Annotated in this window: 15 protein-coding genes; all 15 read right to left on the bottom strand. The window is 71.3% G+C overall.

Annotated features, from left to right (window positions below):
• Nucleotides 1–49: 49 nt before the first annotated feature.
• Nucleotides 50–1,156, bottom strand: coding sequence for a flagellar biosynthesis protein FlhB (gene flhB / locus DEFCA_RS0103755; RefSeq protein WP_025321701.1), 1,107 nt, complete (start codon nt 1,154–1,156; stop codon nt 50–52).
• A 3-nt stretch (nt 1,157–1,159) separates the two neighbouring features.
• Complete coding sequence (gene fliR / locus DEFCA_RS0103750; RefSeq protein WP_025321700.1) at nt 1,160–1,933, bottom strand: flagellar biosynthetic protein FliR; 774 nt, start codon at nt 1,931–1,933, stop codon at nt 1,160–1,162.
• A 14-nt stretch (nt 1,934–1,947) separates the two neighbouring features.
• Nucleotides 1,948–2,217 carry a flagellar biosynthesis protein FliQ gene (gene fliQ / locus DEFCA_RS0103745; protein WP_025321699.1) on the bottom strand — a complete coding sequence of 90 codons (270 nt, stop codon included), beginning with the start codon at nt 2,215–2,217 and terminating at the stop codon, nt 1,948–1,950.
• Nucleotides 2,214–2,957 (bottom strand): flagellar type III secretion system pore protein FliP, encoded by a 744-nt coding sequence (fliP, locus tag DEFCA_RS0103740; protein WP_025321698.1) that lies wholly within the window; start codon nt 2,955–2,957, stop codon nt 2,214–2,216. Before fliP ends, fliQ begins: the two co-directional genes overlap by 4 nt.
• The gene (locus DEFCA_RS21980) at nt 2,954–3,841 is read right to left on the bottom strand and encodes a flagellar biosynthetic protein FliO (protein ID WP_025321697.1); all 888 of its coding nucleotides are present in this window, start codon (nt 3,839–3,841) and stop codon (nt 2,954–2,956) included. Before DEFCA_RS21980 ends, fliP begins: the two co-directional genes overlap by 4 nt.
• A complete protein-coding gene (locus DEFCA_RS0103730; protein WP_025321696.1) occupies nt 3,838–4,125 on the bottom strand; it encodes a FliM/FliN family flagellar motor switch protein in 288 nt (95 codons plus the stop codon). Before DEFCA_RS0103730 ends, DEFCA_RS21980 begins: the two co-directional genes overlap by 4 nt.
• Before the next feature lie 8 nt (nt 4,126–4,133).
• Nucleotides 4,134–4,589 carry a flagellar basal body-associated FliL family protein gene (locus DEFCA_RS0103725; protein WP_025321695.1) on the bottom strand — a complete coding sequence of 152 codons (456 nt, stop codon included), beginning with the start codon at nt 4,587–4,589 and terminating at the stop codon, nt 4,134–4,136.
• A gap of 545 nt (nt 4,590–5,134) precedes the next feature.
• Nucleotides 5,135–6,607, bottom strand: a complete 1,473-nt coding sequence (locus DEFCA_RS19075) for a flagellar hook protein FlgE (protein ID WP_025321694.1) — start codon at nt 6,605–6,607, stop codon at nt 5,135–5,137.
• A 33-nt stretch (nt 6,608–6,640) separates the two neighbouring features.
• Complete coding sequence (locus DEFCA_RS0103715; protein ID WP_025321693.1) at nt 6,641–7,081, bottom strand: flagellar hook assembly protein FlgD; 441 nt, start codon at nt 7,079–7,081, stop codon at nt 6,641–6,643.
• 21 nt (nt 7,082–7,102) lie between these two features.
• Nucleotides 7,103–8,416: a flagellar hook-length control protein FliK gene (locus DEFCA_RS0103710; protein ID WP_025321692.1), complete on the bottom strand. Its 1,314-nt coding sequence runs from the start codon at nt 8,414–8,416 to the stop codon at nt 7,103–7,105.
• Between the two features lie 151 nt (nt 8,417–8,567).
• Nucleotides 8,568–9,116 (bottom strand): MotE family protein, encoded by a 549-nt coding sequence (locus DEFCA_RS0103705; RefSeq protein WP_025321691.1) that lies wholly within the window; start codon nt 9,114–9,116, stop codon nt 8,568–8,570.
• Nucleotides 9,106–9,567 (bottom strand): flagellar export protein FliJ, encoded by a 462-nt coding sequence (fliJ, locus tag DEFCA_RS0103700; protein ID WP_025321690.1) that lies wholly within the window; start codon nt 9,565–9,567, stop codon nt 9,106–9,108. Before fliJ ends, DEFCA_RS0103705 begins: the two co-directional genes overlap by 11 nt.
• Nucleotide 9,568: 1 nt before the next feature.
• Entirely contained in the window at nt 9,569–10,906 is a 1,338-nt protein-coding gene (fliI, locus tag DEFCA_RS0103695) for a flagellar protein export ATPase FliI (RefSeq protein WP_029733505.1), read from the bottom strand.
• Nucleotides 10,906–11,661, bottom strand: a complete 756-nt coding sequence (locus DEFCA_RS0103690; protein ID WP_025321688.1) for a FliH/SctL family protein — start codon at nt 11,659–11,661, stop codon at nt 10,906–10,908. The genes fliI and DEFCA_RS0103690 overlap by 1 nt, the downstream gene beginning before the upstream one ends.
• 79 nt (nt 11,662–11,740) lie before the next feature.
• A complete protein-coding gene (gene fliG, locus DEFCA_RS0103685; protein WP_025321687.1) occupies nt 11,741–12,751 on the bottom strand; it encodes a flagellar motor switch protein FliG in 1,011 nt (336 codons plus the stop codon).
• Nucleotide 12,752: the final 1 nt, after the last annotated feature.

The raw sequence follows: 12,752 nt of genomic DNA, 5'->3' as shown, positions 1-12,752 counted from the left end.
TTGACCGTAGACCGACGACCGAAGTTCCATGGAAGCCGCCCGGCGGCCGTCAGGCTCCGGAGGTGGGAGGGGGCTGCGTGGGTGCTTCGCCGGGGATCCGCCCGGTCAGGCGGTAGACGTGCGCGAGGATCTCGGCCACGGCCTGGAACAGGTCTGCCGGCACCCGATCGCCCGGCTCGGTCTGGCGGTACAGGGCCCGGGCCACCGGGGGATCCTCCACCACGGGCACCCGGTGCTCCCGGGCCAGCTCGAGGATCTTCTCGGCCACCCGGTCCGCGCCCTTGGCGGTCACCTGGGGCGCGTCCATCTCCTCCGGCACGTAGCGAAGGGCCACGGCAAAGTGGGTGGGGTTGGTGATCACCACGTCGGACCGGGGCACCTCGGCCATCATCCGGCGCCGGGCCATCTCGCGCTGCAGGGTGCGGATGCGGCTCCGGACCAGTGGGTCGCCCTCGGTCTCCTTGTACTCGTCCTTGATCTCCTGCTTGGTCATCCGGATCTTCTTCTCGAACTGCCACCGCTGGAACGCATAGTCGAGCAACGCGATCGCCACGTACACGAGCAGCACGTTGCGCAGGATGGGGAAGGCCACCTTGGCCAGCAGGAACTCCAGGAGGGTGCGGGGAGGAACCCCGGCCAGGGCCGGAAACTCCCACAGCCGGTCCCGCAGGGCGAGATAGGCGGCCCACCCCACGGCCACCACCTTGAGCAGGCTCTTGGCCAGGTCGACCACCTTGGCCCACTGGAACAGATTGCCGAACCCCGAGATCGGGTTGATGCGGTCCGGATTGGGCTCGATCGCCTTGAACGACACCAGGAACCCCACCTGGACCACGTTGCCCGCAACGCCCCCCACCAGCGCGGCCAGGAACACGGGCGCCAGCCCGCTGAGCAGGGCCCGGAACACCCGCAGCGCCAGGGCGGCCGCCGCATCCGGCCGGAGATCGAGGCCGCCCCCCTGGCGGATCACGTCCAGGGTCAGCCCTGCCAGCTCCCGGTACAGGTGGCCCGCGCCCAGCCACACGCCGAGCACCCCCGCCCCCAGCACGAACGCGGTGAGCACCTCGGGGCTGCGGGCGACCTGGCCCTCCTCCCGGGCCTCTCTGCGGCGTTTCGGGGTTGCGGCTTCGGTTCGTTCCTGATCGTCCGCGGCCACGGGCTACCCCCAGATCCTCCCGAGCGCCTCGAGCGCCCGGAAGCTGTCCTGCAGCGCCCACAGGAACGCCCGGCCCCAGTGCCGCAGGGACAGCCCCAGCACCGTGAACCCCACCAGGATCTGCAGGGGAAACCCCAGGATGAGCATGTTCATCTGGGGAACCGCCCGGGCGAACACCCCCAGGATCACGTGGGCCGCGAACAGGGCGGCGATCACGGGCGCGGCCAGGGTCACCCCCAGCCGGAACACGTCGCCCGACAGACGTACCAGCACCTCCATCACCGCTGGCGAGTCCCACCACCCTCCGGGCGGCACGGTCGCCAGGCTCGACACGAACGCCTCCACCAACATCCGGTCGCCCCCCACCGACAGGAACAGGAGCAGGGCCAGGACGAACTCCAACTGGCTGACCACCGAGATCTGGGTCTCGAACTGGGGGTCCATGACGCTGACGATCCCCAACCCCATCTGGAACCCCACCAGCTGGCCCCCGAACTGCACGGCCGCGAACACCAGGCGGGCCACGAACCCGGCCAGCAGCCCCACCACCACCTCGCGCCCGGCCAGGGCCGCCACGCCCGCCGCCGTGGGGGGCACCGCCACGGCCGGGGCGAGCCCCAGCCCGGCGAGCCCCACGCTCAACCCCAGGACCGCGGCGGCCTTGACCTGAACCGGCACGAACGGGCTCGAGAACACCGGCGCGAACGAGAACAACGACGCGGTGCGAAGCAGGACCAACAGGAAGCCGAAAAACTGGACGTCGGTGATCCCCAGCATGGGCGGACGGCCGCCTACCCCGCGAACCGGTGGAAGCTCAGGAACAGCTCGGTGGCGTAACCCAGCATGAGATTCATGGCCCAGGGGAGCATCAGCAGGAACACGACCACGATGGCCAGGAACTTCGGCACGAAGGTGAGGGTCTGCTCCTGGATCTGGGTGACCGCCTGCAGGAGGCTGATGATCACCCCCACCACCAGCGACACCAACAACAGCGGGCCCGACAGCATCAGGGTGATCTCCACTGCCCTTCGGGCCAGGGCCAGCACGTCGTCCGGGGTCATCCCAGTATGCTCCTCGCCAGGCTCCCCACCACCAGGTTCCACCCGTCCACTAGGACGAAGAAGATGATCTTGAACGGCAGGCTCACCATCATCGGCGGCAGCATGAACATGCCCATGCTCATGAGCACGCTGGCCACCACCAGATCGATCACCACGAACGGGATGTACAGGAGGAACCCGATCGTGAACGCGGTTCGCAGCTCGCTGATCACGAAGGCCGGCACCAGCGCCGCGAACGGCACCTCCTCGGGGCTGCGGGGGCGGGGCCCCTGACCCAGGCGGACGAACAGGGCGATGTCCTTCTCACGCGTGTGCTCCAGCAGGAACCGCCGGACCGGGGGCTCGGCCCGTTCCAGCGCCTCGGCCTGGGGGATCCGACCGTCCAGGTACGGCCGCAGGGCCCCCGTGTACACCTGGTTCCAGGTGGGGGTCATCACGAAGAACGTCAGGAACAGGGCGAGCCCCACGAGGACCTGGTTCGGCGGCATGGCCTGGGTGCCCAGGGCGTTGCGCAGGAACGACAGGACCACGATGATCCGGGTGAACGAGGTGAGCAGGATGAGGATCGCCGGCGCCAGGGTGAGCACCGTCAGGAGGAACACGATCTGGAGGGTGAGGCTGACGTCCTGGGGCCCCGTGGCCCGGTCGATGCCGAACCGCAGGGCCGGCAGCACCGCCTCTTGGGCGTGGGCGGCGCCTGCCCAGACCACGAGCGCGGCGGCGGCCGCCAGCCGTCTCACGTGGGGTCACCCGGCCGCGGCCGGCGCCGCAGGGCGGCCAGCCGCTCCTCAGGGGTGGGCCCGCCCGCCTCCGGGGCGGGTTCGGGGACCGGGCTCCCCTCGGACTCCAGGTCCACCTGCTTCCGGAGCTCCGCTTCGAACGGGCTCTCCAGGAAGCCGTACCGCTCGTTGAGCCGTTTGAGCGCGTCCGCGTCCCGGATCTCGGCGATGGGGCGCACCCCCTCGGGCCCCTGGGCCAGCAGCCACACGAGCCCGCCCGCCTCCACCAGCAGCAGCCCCTGCCGGGGGCCCAGGGGCCGGGTCGCGAGGATCCGGATCCCCCCCGAAGCCCTCCCCAGGCCGGGGCGCCGGGCCAGGACCATCCGCGCCACCCAGACCGCTCCGCCGATCAGGGCCAGAACCAGGAATAGCCCCGACAGGATCTGGAGCCACGCCCCTCCCGGCCGGCTCGGCTGGGGCTCCGGCCGGTCCAGGTACTCGGCCAGGTAACCGCGGCCGGCCTCCCGGGCCGGGGGCTCGGCCGCCGGGGGAGGCGGTGCCGGCTCCTCCCGCACCTGCGCCGGCGGGGCCGCGGGCCGGGGCTCGGCCGCGGCCGGCGCCTCCGGGGCGGGCCCCTGGGGCTCCCGGGCCGGGGGCGCCTTCACGGGCCGCAGGCTCCGGGCCACCACCCACCCGTCCCGCCCTTCGTAGCGAACGCGCACCCATTCCCCCCGGGTCTCCAGGGTCTCCACCCGCGCCCCCCGCTCCAGCCGGTCCACCTTGCGGCCGTCGGGCGCGGAGCGCACGTTCACGTACCCGTACTCCCACTGCACCACGGCCTGGCCTGCAGCGGCCGGGCCCGCCAGGAGGGCCAGGGCCGCCACCCACAGGAGCACCCGCCTCACCGCTCTCCCCCCACGATCTTGGTGAGCCGCGCCCAGAGCCGGTCCTTGATGATGATCACCTCCGCCCGCGCGAAGATCTCGCCGTCCAGGCTCAGGTCCATGGGCTCGCCCGAGAGCTTCTGGGTCACCACCAGGGCACCCTCCTCCAGGGCCAGCACGTCCCGGATCCGCATCCGGGCCCGTCCCACCTCCACGTTTAACCGGAGCGGGACGTCTCGCAACAGTCCCCAGTCCCGTTGATACCGGGCCGCCTCTTCGTCGGTGTTGACCTTGGAGCGGGGCATGGGCCTCCCTACTGCACCACGAACTCACTGAAGTACACCTCCACCACTTTGCCCGTCCCCAGGAACGAGTTCAAGCGGTGGAGGATCTCGTTGCGGAGCTTCTCCTTGTCGGCCACGGTCACGAGGTCGGCCGAGGTCTTGCTCGACAGCAGGGTCAACAGCGCATCCCGAACCTTAGGACGCAGGGTGTCCAGCTCCGCGCTCACGGCCTCGCCGTCCAGCTCCAGCTCCATGACCACCTTCAGGAACCGGGGCCGGCCCGGATCCGCCAGGTTCACGAGGAACGGATCCAGGGGGTAGATCGGCCCCAGCGTCACCTTCGGCTGGGGCGGCTCGGGAGCCTTCTCCGCCTCTTCCGGGGGCGGCGCCGCGAAAAAGGTCTTGTAGGCGAAAAAGCCGCCCCCCGCAAGACCCAGCAGCAGCACCAGGCCGCCCACGATGAAGATCAGCTTCTTCTTGTTCATGGCGCCCTTTCCAGCGACTTCGGCTAGGGGGTTAGGAGGCTCGGAGGCCAGGAGACTAGAAAGCTCGAAAACCTCTTTGATATCCAAGCGTTCTCGACACAACCGGCCTCAGCGCCACCACCTCACGCTCCGGGGGCATAGGTTTCAAGGGCCAGACTTCAGCTCCAGTAGACCGCGAGGCGGCCTGTTTGCGAAGAAACAACTCGAACCGATCCCCGCACGGTTTCGGCGGTGGGGCATGGGGTCCGCTTCCGGCCGCGCGCGAAGCCGGGCATGAGATTCGCCGCGCAGGCACGGGGCACCAACAGTGGTTGCATGGCAGTCCGGCCGGGGACCGAACGGTTTCACGGTGCGAGCGTTGGAGGCGCTGGGCGGCGAGCTAAGGAGCCGCACGCGGCTCTCCAGCAGCCTTTCCCCTGTTGCCCTGCCCCTCAGGGGCCTGAAGGCCCTTTCCTTTACCACGGCGTCCGGAACCAAACAAGAAGAGAGGGGGCGGGTGGTCCCCGCCCCCTCTCTGATCGCCCGATGTTGCGGAAACTTTACCGTTACCGCTTCAATGCAAGGAGGTCCTGGAGCATCTCGTCGCTGGTGGTGATGATCCGGGAGTTGGCCTGGAAACCCCTCTGGGTCACGATCATGTCGGTGAACTCCCGGGTCAGGTCCACGTTGGACATCTCGAGGAACCCGGAGGCCACCGTGCCGGCCCCCCCGCTGCCCGGCATCACCGGCGGAAACCCGGAGCCCGAGGTCGGCGACTCGGCGAACTTCCCGCCCCCCATCGCGAGCAACCCCTGGGGGTTGGGCACGAGCCCCAGGGCCACCCGGGCGATCTCCTCGGTGGTGCCGTTCTCGAAGATCCCGATGATCGCGCCGTCCCGGCTCACGGTCAGGTTCTCCAGGGCGGCCCCCCCCGGGGCGGTGGTGGTCAGGGTGAAGTAGTCCCCCTCGTTCGGCCCGCTGCCCCCTTGGAGGTACCGGTCGATGGTGGCCTGGGCCGGCGAGGTGCCCCCTCCGCTGGCCTCCACCATGTCCCGGGCCTGGGGATGGTTGTTGATGGCGTCCACCACGTCCTGCTCGGTGCTCGTCACGCGGCCGAGGTTGTCCGTGCCCAGGCTCACCGTGATCTTGGTTCCGCTGACGCTCACCCCCAGGCTGCGGTTGGGGCCCTCGTTCACGAACTCCACGTGGATGTCGTTCCCTCCGGCGCCGTACTCCACGGCCGTCAGCACGATGGCGGTGCCGTCGCCGTTGCTGTCGAGCGACAGGCTGGCCTTCGCCGGCGTTCCCCCGTTCACCACGAAGGTGCCCAGGTCCGGATCCGTGAAGGTCTCCCCCACCCGCACCGTTCCCTGCACCCCGCTGCGGGCCCCCGTGACCGTGAACTCACCGGTGGTGGCGTCCGTGCACTCGATCCGCCACTCGTCCGTCACGGTGGTGGGGAAGGTGGTGACCGGCCCGAGGGAAGCATCCCCCAGGTTGGGGCCGTTCACCGCGGGGGTGGCGCTGGCGAGCACGTTGGTGATCTGGCCGTCCCCGCGGCGGTCGAGGTTGATGAACCCGAGTACGTCCCGCTCCGGGTCCACCACCCCGTTCTGGTCGCTGTCGATCCACCCGAACACCCGGTCGCCGGTGTTCGTCACCAGGTTGAACTCGTCGTCCACCTGGAACGCGCCGGCCCGGCTGTAGAAGTAGTTGTCCCCCTGCCCCACGATGAAGAACCCTTGGCCCTCGATGGCCAGGTCCAGGTTGTTCCCGGTGGACTGGAGCGCCCCCTGGCTCATATTCTTGTCGATGGCCGCCACGGTCATGCCCAGCCCGATCTGGACGGGGTTGCGCCCGCCCAGCGCGTTCGAAGCCTCTCGGGCCCCCTGGAGGGTCTGGCTCAACGCCTCCATGAACGTGGTCCGGCTCCCCTTGAACCCCGGGGTGTTCACGTTGGCGATGTTGTTCCCGATGACGTCCATGGCCTCCTGGTGGTTCCGGAGGCCCGCAATGCCGGAGTAGAAGGAGCGAAGCATGGGTCCACCTCCTGTGTGTGAGGATCCAAACGGTCATCCGCCGGCCACGTGCACCACGTCGGCCAGCGGCACCTCCTGCCCGTCGTCCAGGCCCAGTAACACGGCCCCGTCGTCCGCGAACTCGATCGCGGTCACCCGCCCCGTGACCACGGTGTCGCCCCCCTCCCCGGAGATCGAGGCGGTCACCGTGCGGCCCAGATACGCCGCCGCGGTGGCCCGCCGCAGCACCTCGCCCCCCTGGACCGCCGCCTCGGCCCTTCGGTTCAGGTTGACCAGCTGCTCCACGGTGGAGAACTGGGCGGTCTCGGCCAGGAACTCCTCGCTGCCCGTGGGACTCAAGGGGTCCTGGTACTTCAGCTGGGACACGAACAGCTTCAGGAAGTCCTGGAAGTCCGCGATGGGTTGGGCGTTTCGGCCGGTTTCGATGTCGGCCGGCGCGACGCCGGCCGGGCCCGATACGACGGAAATGTCCATGACACAACCTCCGAAAGCACTTTAGATTCTCGCCTCGAACCCCCAAGGCATCCAGGCCGTTCCTGCGGCAACCTCATCCTCGGCTGGCTCGAGCGCGGCCGGCCGCCGGTGCCGGCGGCGGGGTCCGGGGTCCCCCCCCTCGCCCCGCCCCTGCCCGTGATCCAACTCCACGGTCACGTGGACCAGCGGCACCTGGCGGGCCTCGGCCGCCGCACGCAGGGCCGGAAGCTCGGCCGCGAGGAGCTGGTGCGCCTGGGGGGTCTCCACCCGGATCTGCGCCGACAACCCGGCACCCTCTCGCACCACCTCCACGTGAATCCGCCCCAGATGCTCGGGCTCCAGCTGGACCGTGACCCGTTCACCGCCCCGGTGCACCGCCAGCCGCACGGCCTGGGCCGCCTGCTCCACCGGCCGGCCGGCGTGGGGACGCGACGCCTCGGGCGAGCCGGAGGCCGAGGCCGGGCCCCGGTTCGGGGGGCTCGCCGCCGAGTGGGGCGCGGGAGACCCCGCCCCGGCCCCTTTGGCGTCCTCGCCGGCCCCGGGGCGCTCCCCCCCCTCCCTGGCCGTGGGGCGGTCGGCAGGGGACGACGCCGCCAGGGCTCCGCCGAACCTGGGCGACGGGCCTCGGGCCTCGGCCGGCCGATCCCCCGGTGAGGCCGGTTCCGGTGCCCGCGCGCCCTGCTCCGGCCCGATGGGACCGCCCTCACCCGGGCGAAGCCCCCGATCCCCCTGGCGCCCGCCGCCCCTTCGTGCCCAGAACCCCCACAGCCGTTCGGCCCGGGTGCGGTCGCCGATCCGCCTCGCCTCGGGCGGGCCCTCCGGGCCCTGCTCGGACGTGGCGCCGGCCCCCTCGGGGGCCGGCCGTCCCTTCTCCCCGGTCGGCGGCCGGCCCGTTCCCGCGGTCTGCGCAGGGTCCGGGACCAGGAGGACGGTCGCCGCCGGTGCGACCGGCTCCCCGAGCCCCGTCCCCTTTTCCGAGGCCGGCTCCCGGGGGGCGGGAGGCGGGGAGTCCTCCTCCCCCGGCTCCTCCGGTTCGATGCCCACGGCCTCGGCCGGAACCGTGACCACGACCCAGGCCGCCGTCTGCCCGGGCCCTTCCGTTTCGCCCTCTTCCGGGGGCACGCCCGTCGCGTCCGCGGCGGGGCCGTCGGCCGGGGGCTCGGCGCCGGGTACCCCCTGACCCGGGTCCACGCGGACCGGGCCGGGCGACACGGCACCGGCCAGGCTCTGCGCCAGGGCGGCCCAGAACGCGTCGACCCCCTGGGGGGGATCCCCGGCCCCCGGCTTCCCGTCGGCCACCGGCAACGAACTCACGGCCACCTGTGCGACTTCCATGGGCACTCCTTTGCCGTCTCGGGTGGGTGCTCGTCCGGAAGGGGGGCGTCGTTTCCCCTCATCCGGCCGCAGGGGTGCGGGCGTCCGGGCTCGGGTCGCCGAGGGAGACGGGGAAGGATCCGCCCCGGAGGGGCGGAAAAGGGGGGGAGGGCTAGCGCGAGGGGGCGGAGGGGGAGGGAGCGCGTCCCTCCTCGAGGCGGCGGGTCAACTCCCGGACCCGGTCCTTGTTCATGAGGTCGAAGATCTTCCCCACGGCCCGGCCGGGCAGGCGCTCCAGGATCGCCACCGCCATGTCGTCCCCCAGGCCCTCCAGGGCCTGGGCAGCCTCCCGGGGTTTCATGGCCCCGTACACCTTGGCGATCTGGTCGAGCCGGGCGTCCTCCGCCTTCTGCCGGCGGACGATGGCCTGCTCGACCTCCCGTTTCAGGGCCTCGAGCCGTTCCGCCTCGTCGGCCAGGGCCTGACGGGCGGCCTCGATCGCCCTGCGGAGCGCCTCCAGGGACTCCTCCTGCTGCGCGAGCTCCCGGCGACGCTCCTCGATTCGCCGATCCAGCTCCTGCAAGAGGCGGGCCTTCGCTTGGAGGGTCTGGGGGGATTCCTGTTCCTTCGCGGGATTCTGCGGCTGGGCGGGGGCGGGGGCGGCCGGTGCCAGGGTCAAACCCAGGACCAGGGGGGCCAAAAACCGGACCTCACGGGCCATGGCGTTCCTCCTCGCCGGTCGAGCGGCGGCTGAGGGCGATCTCGTCCAGGATCCGGGTCTCCCTGCGACGCTCGGCCTCGCGCCACCGGGTCTCCTCCCGCTCCCGGAGCTTCTCCAACGCCTCCCGGGCCTGATGGGCCTCGAGCAGCGCCTGGTGGGTCTCCCGAACCCGGGCCTCGGCGGCCCGCACCTCCGTGGCGGCCGCCTCCACCCGGCGCCGGAGTCCGGCCACGTGGCTCGCGTGGAGGTACAGGTCCTCCGCGGTGAGCTCCCCGCCCCGCTTCAGGTCGTCGAGCCGCTCGTGGGCCCGGCCCAGCTCCGCCCGCGCCCGCTCCAGGGCCGCCACGGCCCGGGCCCTCGCACGCCGCGCCTCGGCGTGGCGGCGCTCGGCCTCCTCCTCCTCGCTGCGCCGCACCGACAGCACCTTCTCCAGGCGGAACCGAAACGCCATGCTACGTCACCTCGGGGAACATCTCGGCCAGGCGGTCCACCGCCTGCTCCAGGGTCCACGACTCCTCGATGCCCTGGGTCAGGAACTCCCGCATGGCCTCGCGCTTCTCCAGGGCCTCGTCCACGAGCGGGTTCGAGCCCTCCCGGTAGGCCCCGATGTTGATCAGGTCCTCGGCCTCCCGGTACGCCGCCAGCAGGCTCTTCATGCGGGCCGCGGCCCGGCGGTGCCGGGGGGACGCCACCTCCATCATCAACCGGCTGGCCGAGGTCAGCACGTCGATGGGCGGGTAGTGGTTGCGGGCCGCCAGGTCCCGCGACAGCACCACGTGGCCGTCCAGGATCGAGCGCACCGTGTCCGCCACCGGGTCGTTCATGTCGTCCCCCTCCACCAGAACCGTGTACAGCCCGGTGATCGAGCCCTTTCCCCCCTCCCCCATCCCGGCCCGCTCCATCAGCCGGGGCAGGGCCGCGAACACGCTGGGCGTGTATCCTTTGGTGGTGGGGGGCTCTCCGATGGCCAGCCCCACCTCCCGCAGAGCCATGGCGAACCGGGTCACCGAGTCCATCAGCAGCAGCACGTCCATCCCCTGATCCCGGAAGTACTCGGCCACCGTGGTGGCCACCAGGGCCCCCCGGGCCTTGACCAGGGGGGACTTCTCCGAGGTGCTCACCACCACCACCGACCGGCGGAGTCCCTCCTCCCCCAGGTCCCGCTCGATGAACTCCCGCACCTCCCGGCCCCGCTCGCCGATCAGGGCGATCACGTTCACGTCGGCCGAGGTGTTGCGGGCGATGATGCCGAGCGTGACGCTCTTTCCCACCCCGCTCCCGGCGAAGATGCCCATGCGCTGGCCCTTGCCCAGGGTGAGGAGCCCGTCGATCGCCTTGATCCCGGTGGACAGGGGATCTTGGATCCGGGCCCGGGCGATGGGGTTGATGTCGCGGCCGTACAAGGGGTACTTCCGGCGGCAGCGGGCCGGTCCCTTTCCGTCGATGGGGTTTCCGGTGCCGTCGATGACCCGGCCGAGGAGCTCCTCCCCGACCTGGCACAGGCTCTGGGTGCGGGTGGCCACCACCCGGCTTCCCGGCTGGATGCCCCGCATCTCGCCGTAGGGCATCAGCAGGATCCGTCCCTCCCGGAACCCCACCACCTCGCACGGGATCGCCCGGTCCCGCTCGAGCCCCCCCTGTTCCGGGTACACGAGGCAGATGTCCCCCACCGGGGCCGCCGGGCCGGAGGCCTCCACCACCATGCCCACCACCTGCAGCACCTTGCCGTAGGGCCGCAGCAGGTCCGCCTCGCGGACCGCCTCGATCTCGGCCGCGAAGTCCAACCCCATCAGGCGCCCCGCAGCACGCGGACCAGCTCTTCGAGCTGGGTGTCCAGCCGGGCGTCGATCTCCGCCGTGGGCGTCTGGACCCGGCACCCTCCCCGGCCCACCGACGGGTCCTCCACCACGGTGAGCTGGCGGATCCCGTCCACGGCCTCCAGCAGGGTCGGTTTGGCCTCCACCACCGCCTCCAGGTCGGTGGGGTGCACGCGCACCGTGACCTGCTCCCGGTCGGCCAGGGCCTGGAGGGCCCGCCCCACCACGTGCACCACGGTCCCTTCACACTGTTCGGAGAGCGGCCCCAGCATCTTTCGCACCAGCTCCAGAACCAGCTCCAGCACCTGGGCCCGAGCCTCCTCGTACAGCCGGGGTTTCCACCCGGCCAGCTCCCTCAGCAGGGCCTCCAGGGCCTCGGCCCGCTCGGCCGCCTCGGCCCGGGCCTCCTCCCGGCCCTGCCGGATCCCCTCCTCCCGGGCGGCGGCCCGGATCCTGCCGGCCTCCTCCCGGGCCCGCAGCAGGATCTGCTCGGCCTCCTCCCGGGCCCGCGCCAGGGGATCCGGGGGGGCCGCCCCGTCGGCGGGCGCCCGGGGGTCGGCCGATCCCTCGCTGCCCCGCGGTTCGTCGGCGCGATCTTCGAAGGCCTGGGGCTCGAACCGACGCACCCCGTCCCCCCGGGCGGCCTGCGGCCCCTCGGCGCCGACGGAATCGGCCTCCAGGTCGGCCCATCGAAACGGTCGAATCGGGGGGGAGGACTTTTCGCCCATGGGGACCGGTCCCTTGTCTTCGTGTGGGGGGGGCCGACCCGATCGGGCCGGAGCGGCGGGTTGCCGCAGGGGGTGCGGCTCAGATGTACTCGTCCTCATCGCCCCCGGCGAGCACGACCACCCCTTCCTCTTCGAGTTGGCGCACGATCTCGGTGATCGTGGACTGGGCCTCGGTGACCTCGCTCACCCGGACCGGCCCCAGGAAGGACATCTCCTCCTTGAGGGTCTCCACGGCCCGGGAGCTCATGTTCCGGAAGAACTTCTCCCGGAGCTCGGGGCTCGCGCCCTTCAGGGCCACCACCAGGGCGTTCTTGTCGACCCGCTTCAGGATCTCCTGGATCGCCTTGTCGGGCAGGTACTGGATGTCGTCGAACACGAACATGAGCTGCCGGATGTGGGCGGCGAGCTCGGGGTTCTCCTGCTCCATGCGGTCCAGGATGTTCTTGGACTCGGTGCGGCCCATCCGATTCAGGATCTCGGCCACGGTCTTCACCCCCTGGACCTCGATGGACGAGCCGGCCATGGAGGCGATCTTCTTGTCCAGGATCTCCGAGACCTTCTTCACCACCTCGGGGCTGATCTCCTCCAGGCTCGCCATCCTCCGGGCCACCTCCACCTGCAGCTCGCTCGGCAGGCTCGAGATGGCGTGGGCGGCCTTGGCCGCGTCCAGGTGCGACAGGATGAACGCGATGGTCTGGGGGTGTTCCTTCTGGATGATCTTACTGAGCAGCCGGGGGTCCGCCTTGCGCAGGTTCTGGAACCCGGGGCCCTGGTCCAGATACTTCACCAGCCGGTCCAGGATCTCTCGGCACCTCTCGGGGGGCAGGCTCTTGCGCAGGATCTTCTTGGCGAACTCCACCCCCCCCTGGAGCACGTAGGATCGGGCCAGGGCCAGGGTGTGGAACTCCTCGATCACCGCCTCGGCCTCTTCCGGGCTGGCCTTCTCGAGCACGGCCACCTCCCGGGTGATCTCCTGGATCTCTTCGTCCCGCAGGTGCGGGAACAGGGCCTCCGAGGCCTCCTCCCCCAGGGCCACCAGGAGGATCGCCGCCTTGCGGAGCCCCGGGATCTCTTGGACGTCCTGTGCCAAC

This window comes from Deferrisoma camini S3R1, assembly GCF_000526155.1.
GTDB lineage: Bacteria > Desulfobacterota > Deferrisomatia > Deferrisomatales > Deferrisomataceae > Deferrisoma > Deferrisoma camini.
Note: the sequence above shows the minus strand (reverse complement) of the source record. Positions and strands in the feature narration are given on the sequence as shown.